Source organism: Algirhabdus cladophorae (assembly GCF_044772865.1).
Taxonomy (GTDB): domain Bacteria; phylum Pseudomonadota; class Alphaproteobacteria; order Rhodobacterales; family Rhodobacteraceae; genus Algirhabdus; species Algirhabdus cladophorae.
This window is the reverse complement of record NZ_CP173029.1, coordinates 1,758,216-1,775,080: the sequence shown is the minus strand read 5'-3', so window position 1 is coordinate 1,775,080 and position 16,865 is coordinate 1,758,216. Positions and strand designations below refer to the sequence as shown.

Below are 16,865 nucleotides of genomic sequence, written 5' to 3'. Positions count from 1 at the left end.
CGCCTAAACCGGTTTGATCTGTTGGGCGAGGGCGCAAAACTGCTCTAGATCCAGCGTCTCGGCACGGTCCGTTGGTTTAATGCCAGCGGCGACCAATTTGTCTTCGATATCAGGGCCATAAGACTTCAACGCGGCACGCATCATTTTGCGCCGTTGGTTGAACGCGGCTGCCACAACCTTTGACAATGTGTTGGCATCCGCACGGTAGCGCGGGGCAGGGAGGGCCGTGATATGGACCACGGCAGAACTGATCTTGGGCGGGGGGGTAAAGGCCTCGGGCGGCAGGGTCATTACCATCTTGGCCTCGGCCCGCCATGCGGCCAAAAGGGCCAAGCGCCCGTAGGCCTTGCTGCCGGGTTTGGCGACAATGCGCTCGGCCACTTCTTTTTGGAACATCAGTGTCAGACTGTCCCAAAACGGTGGCCAGTCCTTGGGCGTCAACCAGCGCACCAATAGTTCGGTCCCGATGTTATAGGGCAGGTTTGCGGCGACTTTGATCGGGCTTTGCAGCTGCCCCCGGGGATCAAATTCCAAAGCATCTGCGTTCAATACCCGCAATCGATCTGGATAGGCCTCGGCAATCTGAGCCAAGGCAGGCAAACACCGCGCATCTTTTTCAATGGCGAGAACCCGCCGTGCCCCTTCTGCCAGCAGGCCACGGGTTAACCCGCCGGGACCGGGGCCAATTTCCAACACATCCGCGTCGCTGAGATCACCTGCCTGTCGCGCAATTTTTGCTGTCAGATTGAGATCCAACAAAAAGTTCTGCCCAAGGCTTTTCTTGGCGCGCAACTCGTGAGTGTTGATGACCTCACGCAACGGAGGCAGGCTGTCGATGGTGGCCATAGGTTTCTTTAGTCCTTAAATGCCTTGATCCGACCCACGCATCTGGGCCATATGGTCCGCCAATTTCAGCGCTTCGATCAGGCTCGTGGGATCCGCGATCCCTTGGCCTGCAATGTCAAACGCCGTCCCATGATCCGGCGAGGTCCGAACAAACGGCAACCCCAAAGTCACGTTGACGCCGCGATCAAAATCCAGCGTCTTGATCGGGATCAAGGCCTGATCGTGGTACATACACAAAGCCACATCATAGGCCTCGCGGGCACGGGCATGAAACATCGTATCAGCAGGCAACGGGCCCGAGATATCCAGCCCCTGCGCCCTGAGCGCATCCAGGGTCGGGGTAATCAGGTCCAGTTCCTCTTGGCCCATGGCGCCGCCTTCGCCTGCGTGGGGGTTCAAACCGGCCACGGCCAAGCGCGGTTTTGCGATGCCAAAGTCCCGTTTTAACGCCGCATGGGTGATCAGAACCGTATCGGTGAGCAACCGCGCCGTCAGGCTTTGGGGAACTTCGGCCACAGGAATATGGATCGTCACAGGCACCACGCGCAGCATATCACTGGCCAACATCATCACAGACAGATTGCGCCCAGCCAAGGCAGCCAGATATTCTGTATGGCCGGGATAGGCAAAACCTGCCCCGTCTTTGAGGGCCTTTTTGTGGATCGGGGCGGTGCACATGGCGCGCGCCTCGCCTAATTGTACCAAGTCAACGGCCCGGGCGATCACGTCAATCACGCCCTTGGCATTGGCTGGATCTGCTAGGCCCTTTCGTGCGGATCCGTCAAAGTCATGGGCCAAAACAGGCATTGCAGTGGGGGCTACAGCGACAGCTTGCGCTGGATGTTCGATCACCTGAAACGGGGCCGTTCCCAAATGGCGCGGATCACCGATATAGACAAAGGGCAGGGTGCCGCGTAGGGCCTGCCAAGCTTTGATCGCCAGTTCTGGCCCGATCCCGGCGGGTTCGCCGCAGGTCAGAACAAGAGGGGATTGGGTCACGCGGGGCGCCTCACTACGGATCGCGGATCACGGCGTCGGCACGCTGACCGTCCAAAAACCCTTGCGACAGGGATTCAATGCGCTCGTTGAACAGCGTGTTGCGGATTTGCTCGCGGTCGATGTCTTGGCCCAGATCAGGGGTCCGACTGCAGAGCATCAAAAACACCAGCGTTTGACCATTGGCCCGTGTCAGAACTGTAGAGACCTCATTCGGATCCAGTTTGGCCAATTCGACAGCAATGTCTTGCGGGATGTCCGCAGGGGCAAGGCTGCCGCGATCAAGACGTTCTTCGGGCAATCCCTGTGCGACACCGTAAAGGTCGTCACAGGTATCAACCTGCGCTTTGATCTTTTCTGCTTGGGCCAGTGCTGCGTCACTGCGACCGCCCGGTATGTAGAAGGCGGCATATTCCACTGCTGCCAGTTCGGCTGGGGTGGCGGGCGCTTCTTCAATGTCGCGCAGCTGGAAAATGATCAGCGCGTTTTCCAAGGGGATAGGTGCCGAGACTTGGCCGGGGCGCAAAGACAACACGATTTGGCGTAATTGCGGTGGCAAATTGGACAGGGGCAACCAATCCAGACGACCACTGCGGGCCCGTGTCGGCGCAAAGGAATAACGCCGCGCGGCAGAAGCAAAGCCTTCGAGCGTGGTGATTTTGCTAATCTCTTCGACCCGCGAGGCGGTTTGTGCGGCCAGTTGTGGCACGTTGGGCAGAATGATTTCCGACATCAGAACCCGTAGGCCGCTGCCGTTGCTGGCCAAAGCGATCCGGCGGTCAATCTCATCCTCGGACACTCGGGCTTGGGGGCCAAAGCGGCCGCGCACAAACTCGCGCCAGCCCAATCCGACCTTTACAAAGTCGCGAAAGCTTTCGCGATCAACCCCGGCTTGGCCGATCGCTTGGGTGAATTGTTCCGCGGTGAGGTTGGCGCGGCCTGCAAATTCTTCCATGCCGCCCAAAACCGCATCATCGGAGATGCGCTGACCGATCTGGTTGAGAATATCCTGTTTGAGCCGCTCTTCGATCAACTGCTCCATCGCGGTTTCCTGAACATTGCCCGGCGCGCGCAGCACTTGCAAAAACAAGGCCCGTTGTTGCAATTCATAGGCCGTTATAACACGGTCATTGATCCGCTTTACGGCAGAAAACTGCGATTGCGCTACGGCTGGCATCGCCAGAACCATCATGGCAATCACCAAATGAAAAATGCGCATAAGGTCTGCTCCTTACCCTATCTAATTGCATGTGTGGGCATATTGCCCCGCACGGCCGCCTGTCGAAAAGCCCTTTAGGGCCACCGACAGATCAAGTTTCGTATCTGGCTCTAAACTAGCCGAGGAGGTGAAGCGGCGCGAGAGGGAAAGCCCCATTTCGATGCATTCGTTACGATATTTTAGCCCCAAGCCCGCATTTTGAGTGCGTTCAAACACAGAATCGTAACGCCAATCCGCCGAAGTCGACCAGTGTTTGTTGATTTGATAGTCCGTTGAGGCGATCCACTCGGAGACGGATATCTCACGATTGGCCTGCGCGTCGCGGGCAAGCCAGATATATCCCGACGACATGCTGAACTTCTTGCCCGAATACCGCAGTTCGGTTTCCGACCGGCGCACGCTAAAGCTGTCATCAAAAATCGCACGATTGATCAAGCTAAGGCCATTGTCGTTTTTCAATGAAAAGGCAGCCAGCCAGTCGGTGGTTTGACCCGCCAGACCAGAGGTGCGGGTGAATTGACCATAGTCTTCTTGGCGCAGTGACCGACCCATAGTCAGTCCGATGGACCACCCTCGAGGATCATACCGGGTATAGCTCAAACCAAGCGTGGCCCGCCCGCCAAGTTCAATCTGATCCTGTCCAACGGACCGGTTGAAGGCAAAAAGATTGCCCTCGTCCAGTTCCTGACTTGTGCTTTCCTCAACGGGAACATCATCGGTGCTGTCTTGGGTCCAGACCACTTGGGCGAAAGGTTCCAAGACGTGACGCACACCGCCCACACCTGTGCTGGCCACAGGCCAGCGTAGTTCGGCCGCAGCATAGGGGGTGACGCGGGTTTGGCTGCTTTCAAAATTGCTGTCTTGGACCGTATCAAAGTGATCCACATAGAGCGCCAGATCCGCCCGTGCCAACAGCCCCGGACCAAAGACTGCTGTGTTGTGCCAATGGGCTGCGGCACTGGTGCGGGTCACATCGCGCCCGCTGATCCCATCTGTTTCTGACTCGCGATGCAGGCTGAGAACCTCGGCGCTTAGATCAAGTGTGCCAAACCCAAGCGGGCGCACACGCTTCATATATTGGGCGTTGCCAACAATGGAGGGCAAAGTCTGGTTCACCTCATCATTGCGCAGGCTTTCAAAGTAAATCAGGTTGGCTTCGAAATGGTCGGTATCGCGGGTGCGCGTCACGCTGATCCGGCTGTCCAGCCGTGATTTTGAAGTGTAATCATAGTTGCGCAGGTAGGTGTCCTCGGTGACGGTTTCGATATCGAAGCTGAGGTTGAAATCGCCAGCCAATGCAAAACTGCCGTTGGCAAATAGATAGCCACGCATATCGTCGGCGGTCAGGTTGTCACGGGACACAGCGCCGTTGATTTCGATCCTACCTGTCCGAAAAGCCTGACGATACCGAAACTCTAGGGTGCGGGTTTTGGTCGAGATGTAGGGCGTCAGTGTCAGGTCTTTGTGGTCGCCGATGGGAATGAAATACGGCAGTTTCAGCCCAAACCCCAAAAGAGAAGTAGAAGTGACGACCGGTGTCAGAAATCCCCGTGCGCGTTTCAGCGAGGGATCTGGAAGACGCAATCGCGGCAGGTAAAACACCGGCACATCAAAGATGCGGAAAGTCGCATCATCGAAGTAAAGCTGTTTTTCTTCAACATCATGCACTAACCGCCGGGCCCGAATTTGCCACAAGGGCACATCATTTGGTCCACAAACCTGGCAGGACGAGGCTGCGATTTTGTTCATCTGGGTATAGCGCGCATTGACCTTTTCCAGACGGTTGGCGGCGACTTGCAACTGTTGGTCAAACACCACCCGCGCGCCGCGCAGGATGCCGGTTTGCAGGCTGGGCGACAGATCGGCACTGTCCGCAAGAATGATCGTGCTATCGCCCTCGATCACTGTGATCGGCCCGGTAATGGCCAGCGTGTCAGTTCTCTGATCATAGCGGACGGAGGCCGCGCGCAGGCGGGTCGTGTCATAAAGGATTTCGACATTGCCACTGGCCGTGAGGGTGTTGTCGCGGCTGAGGGTGACGCTGTCCGCGATCAATGTCGCTGGCAAATCAGGGCTGGCCTCTTGGGCCATGGCAATTGATGTGCACACCGTCAGCCATAGACTGGCAAAAGCCGCCAAGATCTGGGGCAGGCGGGGACGATAGGGGGTCATCCGTCCTCCAGATGGAAAAGCAAAGCAAGCGATAGACATATTGCAGCTATTGGCGGGGCCCATGCGGCCAATGCAATGGGAATTTGACCGTTCTCCCCTAAAATCTGCGCAAAGCTGCGAATAAAGAACAGACCAAACCCCATCATAACTGCGAAAAGCACCATCACACCGGTACGCCCAAACCGCGTGTGGCGCATGGTGAACCCTGCGCCGATCAGCACCATGGCCACCAACAGCAGGGGCAGGGCCAGTTCCATATGGAACCAAACCCGATGTTGGGAGGCGGAGAACCCTGAGGCCTCGAGATCCGCGATAAAGCCCGGCAATTCCCAGATCGGAATCGCCGAAGGGGTGCCAAAACTGTCTTGGATCCGGTCGCGGGTCAGATCCGTAAGGACTTCAAATGTCTCGAAGGTTTCAGAGGCAGCCTCGGGATTGTCTTGGGTTGCCAGATCCCACAGCTTGGCTTGGCTCAGTGCCCATCTGCCATCTGTCAGTTCGGCCTCGACGGCCTCGATCCGGCCTAAAGGGGTGCCGTCCGAGGCAAAATTTAAAAACGTCACATTGATCAGGCGTGTACCGTCCAGATTGGAACGTTCTGCGGCAATCACGGTTTGCCCGCCCGCACCACCTTGGCGCAACCATAGCCCGTCCTTGGCGACGGACAATACACTGCTTTCGCCCGAAACCAGCTTGCTGGCACGCGTTTCATATTGGGTCGAGGTGGCTGCAACGATGGGGTTCAACGCCCCGATACACAAAAAGCCCAAAAGCAAAGTTACAACCACAGGGGCCATCAAAGCCCGCAGTGCCGATCGCCCGGCGGCCCGTGTCACCACCAGTTCCGAGGTGCGCGCAAGGCTCAGAAACAGCGCCAGCGTGCCAAGGATAAAGACCAGCGGCAGGATCCGGTAGAGGCCCGCAGGCACGTTGAGCAGCGTCAGCGTCACCACATCGCCGAACCCCACCAAATCGCGATCAAATTTGCGCAACTGTTCGATCAGGTCCAGTAGGCCAATGAGCGCAAAAAAGATCGCAGCGACCCCAAGGATCGTCATCAAAAACTTACGTGCAAAGTAAAGATGCAGGGTCATGTGGCGGGCACCTTGCGCGGTGCGCGTTTGAACAGGGTCGGGCGCGCGGCGACAAACAACATCGCCCAGCTGAGGCCAAACCCAATCACCACTGGTAGATAAAGCAACATCCACAAGCTGGCGGATTTGCGCACTGTGTCGGTCACGGCCCCTTCGACCAGTTTAATGAAGATCAGGATAAAGACTGCTGCAAGGATCTGTCGCCAGACACCAAACCTGCTGAAGCCGCCCAGCAACAGTGTGCAAAACCCGATTAGGGCCGCCACGACGCATAAAAGGGGTTGCACAAAGCGGCCGTGAAATTCCTCGGCAATCTCGCCGGGCTTTTGGGCCGTCTCAGCCTCGCGTCCAAGGGTGAAAAGCTGTGCTGTGGACATTTCTTCCAATTTGGCGCGTTTGGATTTTGTGGTTGTGACCAAGTTCGATACATCAAAGGTGAATTCTGCAAATCGCGTGGTGAACAGTTTTTGATCGCTGGTTTGCAGGGTCTGTGCCATGCCATCAAACATCACCAACTTTGGCCCTGTCTCGGAACGGACCAAAAGCGCGTCTTTGGCCGTGTAGGTAATGGTCTCAGCGGGGTTGCGTTTGTCGGTCAGGAACACACTTTTGAGTTCGCCCAAGGGGGTGATCTCGCCGATATAAAAGGTAATCCCCCGCGTTGGATGTAAAAACGTACCCTCGGTCAGCAAGCGGGCGGTGATATTTTCCTGAATTTCGCCCGTGCGTTCGGACAATTGTGCGCGACTTGTGGGCACTAGGAAATGTGTGAGCGCCGCCATCAAAATCGCCACGATCAGGCCAAACACCACCACGGGCCGCGCCAAGCGAAAGCCGGAAAACCCAGTAGCCTGCATTACCACCAGTTCAGATTCGGTGCTCAGGCGGTTTGTGACGTAAATACTGGCGGCAAAGGCCGCCATGGGCAGGACCAAACGGACCACATTGGGCAAGGTCAACGCGGTAAACTCCAGCACGACAATGGCCGATTGTCCGTCTGCAATCAGTTGGTCAAACAGGATCACAGCCCTGTTCACCCAATAGACCAGCACAAGGATCAGGGCGAAAAAGCCAAAAAGCACCATAAACTGAGACAGCAGATATCTGTCGAACCGTGACACGCAGCCTCCCCCAAGGCGGTTACTTGCCACCTTCTTAGACCAGTTGTGCTGTGTGGAAAACTGCAATCTGGTCAAGCTGGGGGCAACGGGCTAACTATGGCAGAAACCCGCCATCAGGAGCCGCACTATGACCACGCCCGTAAGCCTTACCACTACCGAAATCGATCTGACCGAGATTGCCAGTTTTGAAGGGCGCATCGTGGTGTTTGCCAGTAGCGAAGGCGCCTTGGACCAAAATGCCCGCAAAGTCAGTCGTTTGGCCAAAGGGGCCGTGCAGCGTTGCGTGGAAAGCGACGGCTTTGGCAAATTGAAAGCAGGTGAAAGCCGCAGCCTGCAATACCCCGCAGGCATGGCTGCAGAGGCCATTCAAGTGGTCAAGCTGGACAAACGCCCCAGTGTAGACGAGGCCCGCAAAGCCGGCGCTGCGATTGGCAAGGCCCATGGCGCAAGTGACACGCTGGTGGTGGCCAGCAACATCAACCGCTTGGCTGAGTTGGCTTTGGGCATCCAATTGCGCGCCTACCGATTTGGCGATCATTTTACCGCCGAGGCCCCAGTTCAGGGCACAATCACCGTGCAGCACAGCAAAGCTGCCGAAGAGGCTGACGCATTGGCCGCCAGCCAAGCCGTAGCCGAGGGGGTGTTTTTCACCCGTGATTTGGTAACCGAGCCTGCAAATGTGCTGACCACTACAGAATTCGCCCTGCGTCTGGAAGGCCTGCGTGATCTGGGTGTCGAGGTCGAGGTCTTGGAAGAAGACAAGCTGGAAGAATTAGGCATGCGCACGCTGCTCAGCGTCGGGCAGGGCTCGGCCAGCCCGTCCAAAGTTGTGGTCATGCAATGGAACGGCGGCGGCGACGAAAACCCCTTTGCGCTGATTGGCAAAGGCGTGGTGTTCGACACCGGTGGGATCAGCCTGAAACCCGCAGGCGGCATGGAAGACATGACCATGGATATGGGCGGCGCGGGTGTTGTGGCCGGTGCCATGCACACTTTGGCAGCTCGCAAAGCCAAGGCGAACGTGGTGGGCCTTGTGGGTCTGGTCGAAAACATGCCCTCTAGCACAGCGACACGTCCCGGCGATGTGGTCCGCTCGATGAAGGGCGATACCGTCGAAATCATCAACACCGATGCGGAGGGGCGTTTGGTCTTGGCCGATGTGCTGTGGTATGCCCAAGAACGGTTTGAACCCACAGGTATGGTTGATTTGGCCACGCTCACAGGGGCGATCATCATTGGGTTGGGCCATGACAATGCTGGTGTCTTTTCCAACAGTGACGACCTGAGCAAAGCCTTTTTGAAGGCCGCAGAAGCCGAGGGCGAAGGCGCGTGGCGCATGCCCATGGGCGACAGCTACGACAAACAGCTCAAGTCAAACGTGGCGGATATGAAAAACGTCGGCACACGGGCTGCAGGCAGCATCACAGCGGCGCAATTTCTGCAACGTTTCGTCAAGGACGGTGTCCCGTGGATCCATCTGGATATCGCAGGTGTGGCCTCGGTAAAGGCCGAAACGGCCTATGCGCCCAAAGGGGCCACAGGCTGGGGTGTGATGGCGTTAAACCGCATGATTGCAGATGGTTACGAGGCGGATTGAACCTAGATGGGGGCTGTCTATTTCTATCACCTGACCCGCAATCCGATTGAAGTGACCTTGCCTATGCTTTTGGGCAAAGCGCGGCAAGCGGGGTGGCGGGTTATGGTCAAAGGCAGCAACCCTGTAGCGTTGGAACAAATCGACGCCAAGCTGTGGCTGGCGGACAAAGACGGGTTTCTACCCCATGGCCTTTCGGGGGGTGCCCATGACGCAGAGCAACCGATTTTGCTCGGATGTGAGGATACGCGTGCAAACGAACCTGCTTGCGTCATGGCGATCCACGGGGCCGATATCAGCGCGCAAACGGTGGCAGATATGGAACGCTGTTGTGTGCTTTTTGATGGCAACGACGGCGATGCCCTAAACCGCGCCCGCAGCCAATGGAAAACCCTCACTGATGCGGGTGTCGCCGCACAATACTGGTCCGAGGAAAGCGGTCGTTGGGAAAAGAAAGCCGAAAAAAACGGTTGAGGGCGCAAGTGTTTGCGAGCGACTGCGTCTAGCGCTCGAGGATCAACCGATCCCCTTCGATGCTGATCCGTTCAAAGCGCGACAGATATGTCATTCCCAGCAGGCTTTGACGCATTTCGCCTTGGTTGACAGTGGCCCGAAACCCGCGATCCACAATATCCTCAAGCTGCACTTGATCCAAAGTCACCCGGGCAATGCGCACTTGCCCATTGGCCGTATTGGCGCGACCCAAGAAATCCAACTGCGCTACATCAATCCCGACACGGGCCGCATCAGCCGTGGTCAGCACCATTTCGCTAGCACCTGTGTCCACCACAAAACGCGTGTCTTGGCCATTGATCGTAAGGTCTAGGTAAAAATGACCATCAGGCATGCGTGGAACAGTAATTTCGCCTGTGCTGAGGCTGGCTTGCCGTGGCGAGACTGTGTTCTTCACGTCCCCCCATAGGCCCACAACCGCCACGGTGCCGACAAAGATCAGGCCCCAAATTGCGGCCTGCTGTAGGGACTTGCCGAGGTTCTGACGTTGGCTGACCAAAAACGATCCACCCACCGCCACCAAAAGCAGCACTAAATAACCAAACTGTGCAATCTGATCGCCGTCCATGAGGCACCTCCTGGCCAGTATATGGGGTCAGCCCAAGCCAATTCCAAATTCTGCCAGCCCATCTAGGACAAATTGTACTGACAAAGCGGCGAGCAACATCCCCAAGATCCGTGTGACGATGTTAATGCCGGTTTTCCCCAAGACCCGTTCAAAGAGTGGCGCTGCCAAAAACAGTACAAAACAAACCAAAATGACCGATATCATCACGGCACTGACTGCCCCAAAGGTGGCCCATGTTCCATCACTGACCAGCAAGATCATCGTCGCAATGGCCCCAGGACCTGCGATCAAGGGAAGGGCAAGGGGGAACACAGATGGATCGGCGTGACTGTCGTCATCGGCCTGATCTTCACGCCGTGATTGCCGTCGTTCAAACAGCATGTCGAGGGCCGTCAAAAACAACAATGCGCCACCAGCGATCTTAAAGGCGGCCATGGAAATCCCAACAAACCCCAACAATGCCTCACCAAACAACGCAAAAGCCAACAAAATCGCCACGGCAATCACGCAGGCCCGTACCGCGATGGCGCGCCTGCGTTTGGCCTCCATACCCGCTGTCATCGCCACAAAGAGCGGCGACAAACCGATAGGATCAATCACCACAAACAACGTCGCAAAAGCCGAGATTAGAAAGGCGCTGTCCATGTTTCTTTTTTCCCCAAATACTCAGAATCCCGTCGCTCAAATTTAGCGCAACGCTTTCTCCAGTTTATCTTCCGCAGCCATCCACAAGGCCTCAGCGCGGTCCAGCGCATTCATCACTTCGGCGTATTTCTTTTGCCAAACTTCCGCTTCGCCGGCTTTGCCATCCTCGTAAAGCGCAGGATCCGCAAGTTTTGTCGCCAGCTTGTCGCGCATGTCGTTCAACTTCGTCACACGTTCTTCGGATTTGCGCACATCCGCGCGCAAGGCCTGTACCGCGTCTTTGGATGGGCGTTTTGGTTTGGCTTTCCCTGCTTGGGGTTTTGCAGGTTTGTCAACGGACAGCAGCATCTTGCGGTACGCGTCCAAATCTTCCTCATAGGGGCGCACGGTACCATCTTTGACCAACCACAACCGATCCGCCACCATGGACAACAAATGCATGTCGTGACTGACGAGGATCACAGCACCGGTATAGGCCGTCAGCGCCTCGACCAATGCCTCGCGGCTTTCGATATCAAGGTGGTTCGTTGGCTCGTCAAGGATCAGCAAATGCGGCGCGTCCAATGTGGCCAGCAACAACGAAAGCCGCGCCTTTTGTCCCCCCGAGAGCCGCCCAACCTCGGTTTCGGCCTGATCTGGCCCAAGGCCAAAGCCTGCCAATTGTGCCCGCAGTTTGGATTGCAGCACGCCGGGGCGTTGCGCTTGGATGTGCTGGAGGGGTGTTTCGTCGATGAACAATTCGTCCACTTGGTGCTGGGCGAAAAAACCGATACGCAGCTTGCTGGATTGGGTGACGCGACCGCCTTTGACCTCGAGCCTGCCAGACAACAGCTTGGACAAGGTCGATTTGCCCTGACCGTTTTTACCCAGCAGCGCAATCCGATCATCTTGGTCGATACGCAGGTTCAGCTTGCTCAAAACAATTGTCTCGCCATAGCCCGTGGCCGCCTGTTCAACGTTCACGATGGGGGGCGACAGTTCTTCGGGCTTGGGAAACGTGAACACGCGCTTGGCCACGTCCTCGGGCGCTGTGATCGTTTCCATCTTTTCCAGCATTTTAACGCGGGATTGGGCCTGCTTGGCCTTGCTGGCCTTGGCTTTGAACCGGTCCACAAAGGCCTGCAAATGCTCGCGGCGTGCGTCTTGTTTTTTGGCCGCGGCTGCCTGCAATGCCCGTTGTGCGGCCCGTTGGCGCGCGAATTGGTCGTAGGGGCCCTGATAAAGGGTCAGCTTGCGCGCCTCTAGATGCAGGATTGCGCCTACAGCACGGTTCAACAGGCCACGATCGTGGGAAATGATGACAACAGTATGTGGATATTTGGCCAGATAGGCCTCCAGCCACAACGCGCCTTCAAGATCCAGATAGTTTGTCGGCTCGTCCAACAGCAGCACGTCAGGGGCTGCAAAAAGTACAGCAGCCAAAGCCACACGCATGCGCCAGCCGCCAGAAAAGGCAGAACAGGGCTGCAATTGCTCGGCTGCATCAAACCCCAAACCTTTGAGGATGGACGAGGCGCGCCCTTCGGCGGACCATGCATCAATATCGGCCAATCGCGTCTGCACTTCGGCAATGCGGTTGGGGTCTGTGGCGGTTTCGGCCTCGGCCAACAAGGCCGCCCGTTCTGTGTCTGCAGCCAAAACCGTGTCCAACAGTGACACATCTGACCCGGGCACCTCTTGGCTGACACCGCCGATCCGCGCCTTGGAGGGCAGGGTAATCGAGCCGCCTTCCAGCACCAACTCGTTGTAAATCAACCTAAAAAGCGTGGTTTTGCCTGCGCCATTGGCCCCCACAAGGCCCACTTTGTGCCCCTCAGGTATCGAGGCACTGGCCCCTTCAAACAAAGGACGGCCTTCAACGGAATAGCTGATATCATTGAACTTTAACATGGGTGCGGAATGCCTCAGTCCGGCGCGTGGGTCAATGGCACAAAAAATCAGGGCTTTTCGACACGCACGGAGCATGTTAGGGCGCGGCAGAACCCTGCAAGGCCTTTGGTGCTTTGCGCAATATTACACTTAGAAAAGGTCTATTCCCATGGCTCTGGAACGCACATTCTCGATCATCAAACCTGACGCAACACGCCGCAACCTGACAGGAAAAATCAACGCGAAATTCGAAGAGGCCGGTCTGCGCATCGTCGCCCAAAAGCGGATCCGCATGACATTGGCCCAAGCCCAAGAATTCTACGGTGTGCACTCCGAGCGCCCGTTTTTTGGCGAATTGTGTGACTTTATGATTTCCGAGCCAGTGGTTGTGCAGGTTCTGGAAGGTGAAGGCGCGATTGCCAAAAACCGCGAAGTTATGGGTGCCACAAACCCCGCCGATGCAGCACCGGGCACAATCCGCGCCGAGTTTGCTGAATCCGTTGGCGAAAACTCGGTCCACGGGTCTGACGCTCCAGAAACAGCAGCCGTCGAGATTGCATATTTCTTCTCCGGTCTCGAACTGGTCGGCTAAGCCTTTCACAAGGTTTGAGATTTTAAAGGCGGGCCATTGGGTCCGCCTTAATTTTGCGCAACGGGCGCTAGATCTGCGGCCTGTTCGTATCGGCGCGTCATGTCGCGGCGCACCAGAGCCACGTTGCGCAGGTTCGCGTTCCAAGCAATATCAAACAGGTCACCCACCAAGGGGATCAAGCCGATCCCAAGGTCCAAAGCGATATTGAACATCATGTGCAGCTTGGTCAAAGGTCGTGTGCCCAAAGCGCTGGCGCGATGCACGATAAGGAGCGATGGAATAATCGACAAAACATCGCCCACCACGGGGATCAACGACAGGATGTTTTCCACACCGACGCGCAGATTGACCACAGGGATCAGAAACAAACTATCTAGCTGGTAAGCAAGGCGTTCAAGACGCTCTATTTCTGCTGTGTCTTCGAGAGAGAAATCAAAATTATTTGGTTTCATGTTGAATATATGGGCATAGAAACGCGCGTTTTCAAGGGGTTAGCGGCGGGTGCCGGTTCCGATTGCGTTCATCATCCGCTCGAACTCACTGTCGGGCGATGATGTGGTCTGCCCTTTGAGGCCGTCAAATCGCACCCGCAGTGCGTCTTTTTCTTTGCCCTTGCAATCATTCCACGGGCGTCCTTGCAAGGCCATGACCAGCACGTAGTACCCAATGAAATGCGGTTTCATACCGGTGTTGAGCATGCGCAGATAGGCTGCATCTGCACCTATGTCGCGCAACTCTTCGGCACTGTGGATCCCCGCAGTCGCGCAAGCGGTTTCATAGGCAGGGCCCAGATTTTTGATTGTGCTGACAGCGGCCATAGGGTCAGGCTAGACGGCCATCAGATCTGGATCAAGCCGGATTGCCGGGATCAGATACTGGCGAAGTCTTTGAACGTCACCGGCGCAGGCTTGGGATCGTCTTTGGGCGCAGGGGTCGGGACGGGTTTTGCTGGGTCTTTAGACATGAGTGATCTCCTGTTGATTGAGATCATCCAAGCACGGGAATACGGTCACAAAATGCCGATCTTGGGGAAAAGAAAGGTAACATTGTGCCGGTTTAAACCAGTTGTCGTCGATTTTGAAAGGGTTTGGTAAGCGAAAGTGCAGGATCGCAGATGCTGGTTTAGCGACCCCAAGTGCGGACTTGGCCGCAATCCATATGAACGAAGTTCGAGCCTGAGTAGCGCCCGACACCGCCACCGCTGCAACTGGCAGCGGCCCGTGCGATTTGGCTGACCGAACGGCCCTTCATACGCAGATCAGCCGCTTGGCCTTTCATATGGAGGGATTTCTTCGCCACACCAGAGGAACGGGCCCGCAACATCGCGTTGGTTTGTGGCGAACGGTAGCCCGAGAGCAACATATAGGGTTCCGAGGCGTCCATCAGGTTATGGGCAGCGGCCATGACATCAATTGTGCGGGTGTCCATGCGGATGGAGGTGCCGGTACGCCAATCACGCATGAAGTGGTTCACTTCCTTCAGCGCGTCTTTGAGGTACTTGCCTTCGATCCAATAGATCATGTCGATTGATTCGCCAGTGCGGCCTGAATACATGCGAATACGGCGGATATCGCCGCCACCGCGCAAAAAGCCTGCGGCGTTGGAATAGGTCGGTGCAGCCGTCAGTGCAGTGGCCGCAAAAGCCCCCAGCACGCCGCGGCGCGTAAATTTCAGTAAAGACTCTTGAGTCATGTGCCCCTAGATCCGTCCGTTTACCTGTTGCGGCCCAAGTTTTCTTGGTGCCATGCCATCTCCCCAGATGTCTTCGATCTTATTGCACAATTTGATTCGTGACCCAAGCCCTCGATGCCAACAATTTAAAGTATCAAGGTTTTTCGGCGATTTTTTGCTGAATAGTCCAGCAGAGTCACATTTAGGCAGATAATGTGTTGTGACACTGCACTGCTGCTGTATTTAGCGTTCATTGAAGTAATTGTGATCTCAACCTCGACCACAATATGCGTTATAGAGGCCACATCTGCTAATTTTCTGCTGTTTTGTTACGAGGGTTCTAAAATGATTGCGCGTCTTCCGCTCAGCTTTATCCGTTTGTCCTTATTTAGTCTTATCGTTGGGGTGGCGACACTTTTGTCGTCTGCAGCTTCGGCGCAATCGACGCAATTTAAGCAGGCTGTGGCCTCTGCCGCGGCCAAAGACAAAGCGCTGGCCGCGTTTTACCAAGAACGCAAATACAAACCGATTTGGACCGGTGCCTCTGGCAAAGACCGCCAGCGCCGTCAGGCGTTTCTGAAAGCTGTTGGTCAGGCCAGCCTGCATGGCTTGCCCGCAGCCCGCTACGACGCAGATGAGCTTAAGGCGCTGATCCGGTCGGCCAAGGCCGGCAGATCGCGTGGTGAATTGGAAGTCGAGATGTCACGCCGGTTTCTGCAGTATGCCCGTGACATTCAAACCGGTGTTTTGATCCCATCCCGCGTGGACAGCGAAATCGTGCGCGCCGTGCCCTATCGTGACCGTTTGGCGACGCTCAAGGCGTTTTCCAAATCCTCGGCGGCTGGTTTTATCAAATCTTTGCCCCCGAAAAACCCCGAATACACGCGGTTGATGAAAGAAAAGCTGGCCTTGGAAAAAGGTCTGGCACGCGGTGGCTGGGGCCCGAAAGTCAGTGCAAAATCGCTGAAACCCGGCCAATCGGGCCAATCCGTGGTGGCGTTGCGCAATCGTCTGGTGGCCATGGGCTATCTGCGTAAATCTGCCAGCCAGTCCTATGACGAAGCCATGACAAAAGCGGTACAACTGTTCCAGTTCAACCACGGCCTGTCCGCCGATGGCGTCGCCGGTGCAGGCACAATGGCCGAGATCAACGTGCCCATGCAGGCGCGGTTGCAATCGGTTATCGTGGCTATGGAACGCGAACGCTGGATGAATATGCCCTTGGGCAAACGGCACGTGAAGGTTAACTTGGCGGATTTCACGGCCAAGATCATGGATGGTGAAAAGACCACATTCCGTACGCGGTCTGTGATCGGCAAAAATGACCCTGACCGTCGCAGCCCCGAATTTTCCGACACAATGGAATTCATGGTGATCAACCCCAGTTGGTACGTGCCGCGTTCGATCGCGACCAAGGAATACTTGCCGTTGCTGAAAAAGAACCGAAATGCAGTCAGCCATTTGGAAATCACCGACAGCAAGGGCCGCAAGATCAGCCGTGGCAATGTCAACTTTGCCAAGTTCACTGAGGCCAGTTTTCCTTACAACATGCGCCAACCACCCTCGCGCGGGAATGCTTTGGGTCTGGTTAAGTTCATGTTCCCAAACAAATACAACATCTATTTGCATGACACCCCGGCCAAGAACCTCTTTAGCCGCGAAGTACGCGCCTATTCCCACGGCTGTATTCGCCTCAACGACCCCTTTGACTTTGCCTATGCGCTGCTGGCCAAACAAGAAAGCAATCCCGAGGCGTTTTTCCAAGCCAAACTGGCGACCAACAAAGAGGCCCGCGTGAACCTCAAGGAACCCGTGCCCGTGCATATCATGTACCGCACAGCCTTTACCCAAGCCAAAGGTCCGATGAACTATCGTCGCGATATCTACGGGCGTGACGCCACGATTTGGCGGGCTTTGTCGAATGCAGGGGTGGCTCTGCGCGCTGTTCAAGGATAACAGGGGCCG

The 16,865-nt window shown here is 56.2% G+C and carries 16 protein-coding genes; 4 read left to right on the top strand and 12 right to left on the bottom strand.

Going from position 1 to position 16,865, the window contains the following annotated elements; genetic code table 11:
• Positions 1-3: 3 nt before the first annotated feature.
• The 6 genes from rsmA to lptF are packed head-to-tail and all read right to left on the bottom strand — an operon-like array spanning position 4 to position 7,448.
• Positions 4-846, bottom strand: a complete 843-nt coding sequence (rsmA, locus tag ACIRQ6_RS08550) for a 16S rRNA (adenine(1518)-N(6)/adenine(1519)-N(6))-dimethyltransferase RsmA (protein WP_420863709.1) — start codon at positions 844-846, stop codon at positions 4-6.
• A 15-nt stretch (positions 847-861) separates the two neighbouring features.
• On the bottom strand, positions 862-1,845 hold the full coding sequence (gene pdxA, locus ACIRQ6_RS08545) for a 4-hydroxythreonine-4-phosphate dehydrogenase PdxA (RefSeq protein ID WP_420863708.1): 984 nt from the start codon (positions 1,843-1,845) through the stop codon (positions 862-864).
• A gap of 13 nt (positions 1,846-1,858) precedes the next feature.
• Positions 1,859-3,061: a peptidylprolyl isomerase gene (locus ACIRQ6_RS08540; RefSeq protein WP_420863707.1), complete on the bottom strand. Its 1,203-nt coding sequence runs from the start codon at positions 3,059-3,061 to the stop codon at positions 1,859-1,861.
• Positions 3,062-3,082: 21 nt separating this feature from the next.
• Complete coding sequence (locus tag ACIRQ6_RS08535; RefSeq protein ID WP_420863706.1) at positions 3,083-5,233, bottom strand: LPS-assembly protein LptD; 2,151 nt, start codon at positions 5,231-5,233, stop codon at positions 3,083-3,085.
• Positions 5,230-6,327 (bottom strand): LPS export ABC transporter permease LptG, encoded by a 1,098-nt coding sequence (gene lptG / locus ACIRQ6_RS08530; RefSeq protein WP_420863705.1) that lies wholly within the window; start codon positions 6,325-6,327, stop codon positions 5,230-5,232. The genes ACIRQ6_RS08535 and lptG overlap by 4 nt, the downstream gene beginning before the upstream one ends.
• The gene (gene lptF / locus ACIRQ6_RS08525; protein WP_420863704.1) at positions 6,324-7,448 is read right to left on the bottom strand and encodes an LPS export ABC transporter permease LptF; all 1,125 of its coding nucleotides are present in this window, start codon (positions 7,446-7,448) and stop codon (positions 6,324-6,326) included. The genes lptG and lptF overlap by 4 nt, the downstream gene beginning before the upstream one ends.
• A 127-nt stretch (positions 7,449-7,575) precedes the next feature.
• Between lptF and ACIRQ6_RS08520 the strand changes: the two genes are divergently transcribed.
• On the top strand, positions 7,576-9,045 hold the full coding sequence (locus ACIRQ6_RS08520; RefSeq protein WP_420863703.1) for a leucyl aminopeptidase: 1,470 nt from the start codon (positions 7,576-7,578) through the stop codon (positions 9,043-9,045).
• Positions 9,046-9,051: 6 nt separating this feature from the next.
• Entirely contained in the window at positions 9,052-9,516 is a 465-nt protein-coding gene (locus tag ACIRQ6_RS08515; RefSeq protein ID WP_420863702.1) for a DNA polymerase III subunit chi, read from the top strand.
• Between the two features lie 28 nt (positions 9,517-9,544).
• Here the strand turns inward: ACIRQ6_RS08515 and ACIRQ6_RS08510 are convergent, their stop codons facing one another.
• From ACIRQ6_RS08510 to ACIRQ6_RS08500, 3 genes are read right to left on the bottom strand one after another with little or no spacing between them, the layout of a single operon-like run.
• Positions 9,545-10,123: a retropepsin-like aspartic protease family protein gene (locus ACIRQ6_RS08510; RefSeq protein ID WP_420863701.1), complete on the bottom strand. Its 579-nt coding sequence runs from the start codon at positions 10,121-10,123 to the stop codon at positions 9,545-9,547.
• Between the two features lie 27 nt (positions 10,124-10,150).
• The gene (locus ACIRQ6_RS08505) at positions 10,151-10,768 is read right to left on the bottom strand and encodes a MarC family protein (protein WP_420863700.1); all 618 of its coding nucleotides are present in this window, start codon (positions 10,766-10,768) and stop codon (positions 10,151-10,153) included.
• Between the two features lie 42 nt (positions 10,769-10,810).
• Complete coding sequence (locus ACIRQ6_RS08500; RefSeq protein WP_420863699.1) at positions 10,811-12,658, bottom strand: ABC-F family ATP-binding cassette domain-containing protein; 1,848 nt, start codon at positions 12,656-12,658, stop codon at positions 10,811-10,813.
• A 148-nt stretch (positions 12,659-12,806) separates the two neighbouring features.
• Between ACIRQ6_RS08500 and ndk the strand changes: the two genes are divergently transcribed.
• Positions 12,807-13,229 carry a nucleoside-diphosphate kinase gene (gene ndk, locus ACIRQ6_RS08495; RefSeq protein WP_420863698.1) on the top strand — a complete coding sequence of 141 codons (423 nt, stop codon included), beginning with the start codon at positions 12,807-12,809 and terminating at the stop codon, positions 13,227-13,229.
• Between the two features lie 47 nt (positions 13,230-13,276).
• On the opposite strand, the gene ACIRQ6_RS08490 is transcribed toward ndk, so the two are convergent.
• The 3 genes from ACIRQ6_RS08490 to ACIRQ6_RS08480 all read right to left on the bottom strand — a co-directional run bounded on the left by ACIRQ6_RS08490 (position 13,277) and on the right by ACIRQ6_RS08480 (position 14,921).
• Positions 13,277-13,681 (bottom strand): DUF4112 domain-containing protein, encoded by a 405-nt coding sequence (locus ACIRQ6_RS08490; protein ID WP_420863697.1) that lies wholly within the window; start codon positions 13,679-13,681, stop codon positions 13,277-13,279.
• 39 nt (positions 13,682-13,720) lie between these two features.
• On the bottom strand, positions 13,721-14,047 hold the full coding sequence (locus ACIRQ6_RS08485) for a TfoX/Sxy family protein (protein ID WP_420863696.1): 327 nt from the start codon (positions 14,045-14,047) through the stop codon (positions 13,721-13,723).
• Between the two features lie 304 nt (positions 14,048-14,351).
• Entirely contained in the window at positions 14,352-14,921 is a 570-nt protein-coding gene (locus tag ACIRQ6_RS08480; RefSeq protein WP_420863695.1) for a YcbK family protein, read from the bottom strand.
• Positions 14,922-15,245: 324 nt separating this feature from the next.
• Here ACIRQ6_RS08480 and ACIRQ6_RS08475 point away from each other — a divergent pair, with 324 nt between their 5' ends.
• Positions 15,246-16,856 (top strand): L,D-transpeptidase family protein, encoded by a 1,611-nt coding sequence (locus ACIRQ6_RS08475; protein WP_420863694.1) that lies wholly within the window; start codon positions 15,246-15,248, stop codon positions 16,854-16,856.
• The last annotated feature ends 9 nt before the right edge of the window (positions 16,857-16,865 follow it).

Coding starts and splice junctions, on each gene's coding strand:
- rsmA (WP_420863709.1), bottom strand. CDS start 846: ATGGCCACCATCGACAGCCTGCCTCCGTTGCGTGAGGTCATCAACACT.
- ACIRQ6_RS08540 (WP_420863707.1), bottom strand. CDS start 3,061: ATGCGCATTTTTCATTTGGTGATTGCCATGATGGTTCTGGCGATGCCA.
- ACIRQ6_RS08535 (WP_420863706.1), bottom strand. CDS start 5,233: ATGACCCCCTATCGTCCCCGCCTGCCCCAGATCTTGGCGGCTTTTGCC.
- lptG (WP_420863705.1), bottom strand. CDS start 6,327: ATGACCCTGCATCTTTACTTTGCACGTAAGTTTTTGATGACGATCCTT.
- ACIRQ6_RS08520 (WP_420863703.1), top strand. CDS start 7,576: ATGACCACGCCCGTAAGCCTTACCACTACCGAAATCGATCTGACCGAG.
- ACIRQ6_RS08515 (WP_420863702.1), top strand. CDS start 9,052: ATGGGGGCTGTCTATTTCTATCACCTGACCCGCAATCCGATTGAAGTG.
- ACIRQ6_RS08510 (WP_420863701.1), bottom strand. CDS start 10,123: ATGGACGGCGATCAGATTGCACAGTTTGGTTATTTAGTGCTGCTTTTG.
- ACIRQ6_RS08505 (WP_420863700.1), bottom strand. CDS start 10,768: ATGGACAGCGCCTTTCTAATCTCGGCTTTTGCGACGTTGTTTGTGGTG.
- ACIRQ6_RS08500 (WP_420863699.1), bottom strand. CDS start 12,658: ATGTTAAAGTTCAATGATATCAGCTATTCCGTTGAAGGCCGTCCTTTG.
- ndk (WP_420863698.1), top strand. CDS start 12,807: ATGGCTCTGGAACGCACATTCTCGATCATCAAACCTGACGCAACACGC.
- ACIRQ6_RS08490 (WP_420863697.1), bottom strand. CDS start 13,681: ATGAAACCAAATAATTTTGATTTCTCTCTCGAAGACACAGCAGAAATA.
- ACIRQ6_RS08485 (WP_420863696.1), bottom strand. CDS start 14,047: ATGGCCGCTGTCAGCACAATCAAAAATCTGGGCCCTGCCTATGAAACC.
- ACIRQ6_RS08480 (WP_420863695.1), bottom strand. CDS start 14,921: ATGACTCAAGAGTCTTTACTGAAATTTACGCGCCGCGGCGTGCTGGGG.
- ACIRQ6_RS08475 (WP_420863694.1), top strand. CDS start 15,246: ATGATTGCGCGTCTTCCGCTCAGCTTTATCCGTTTGTCCTTATTTAGT.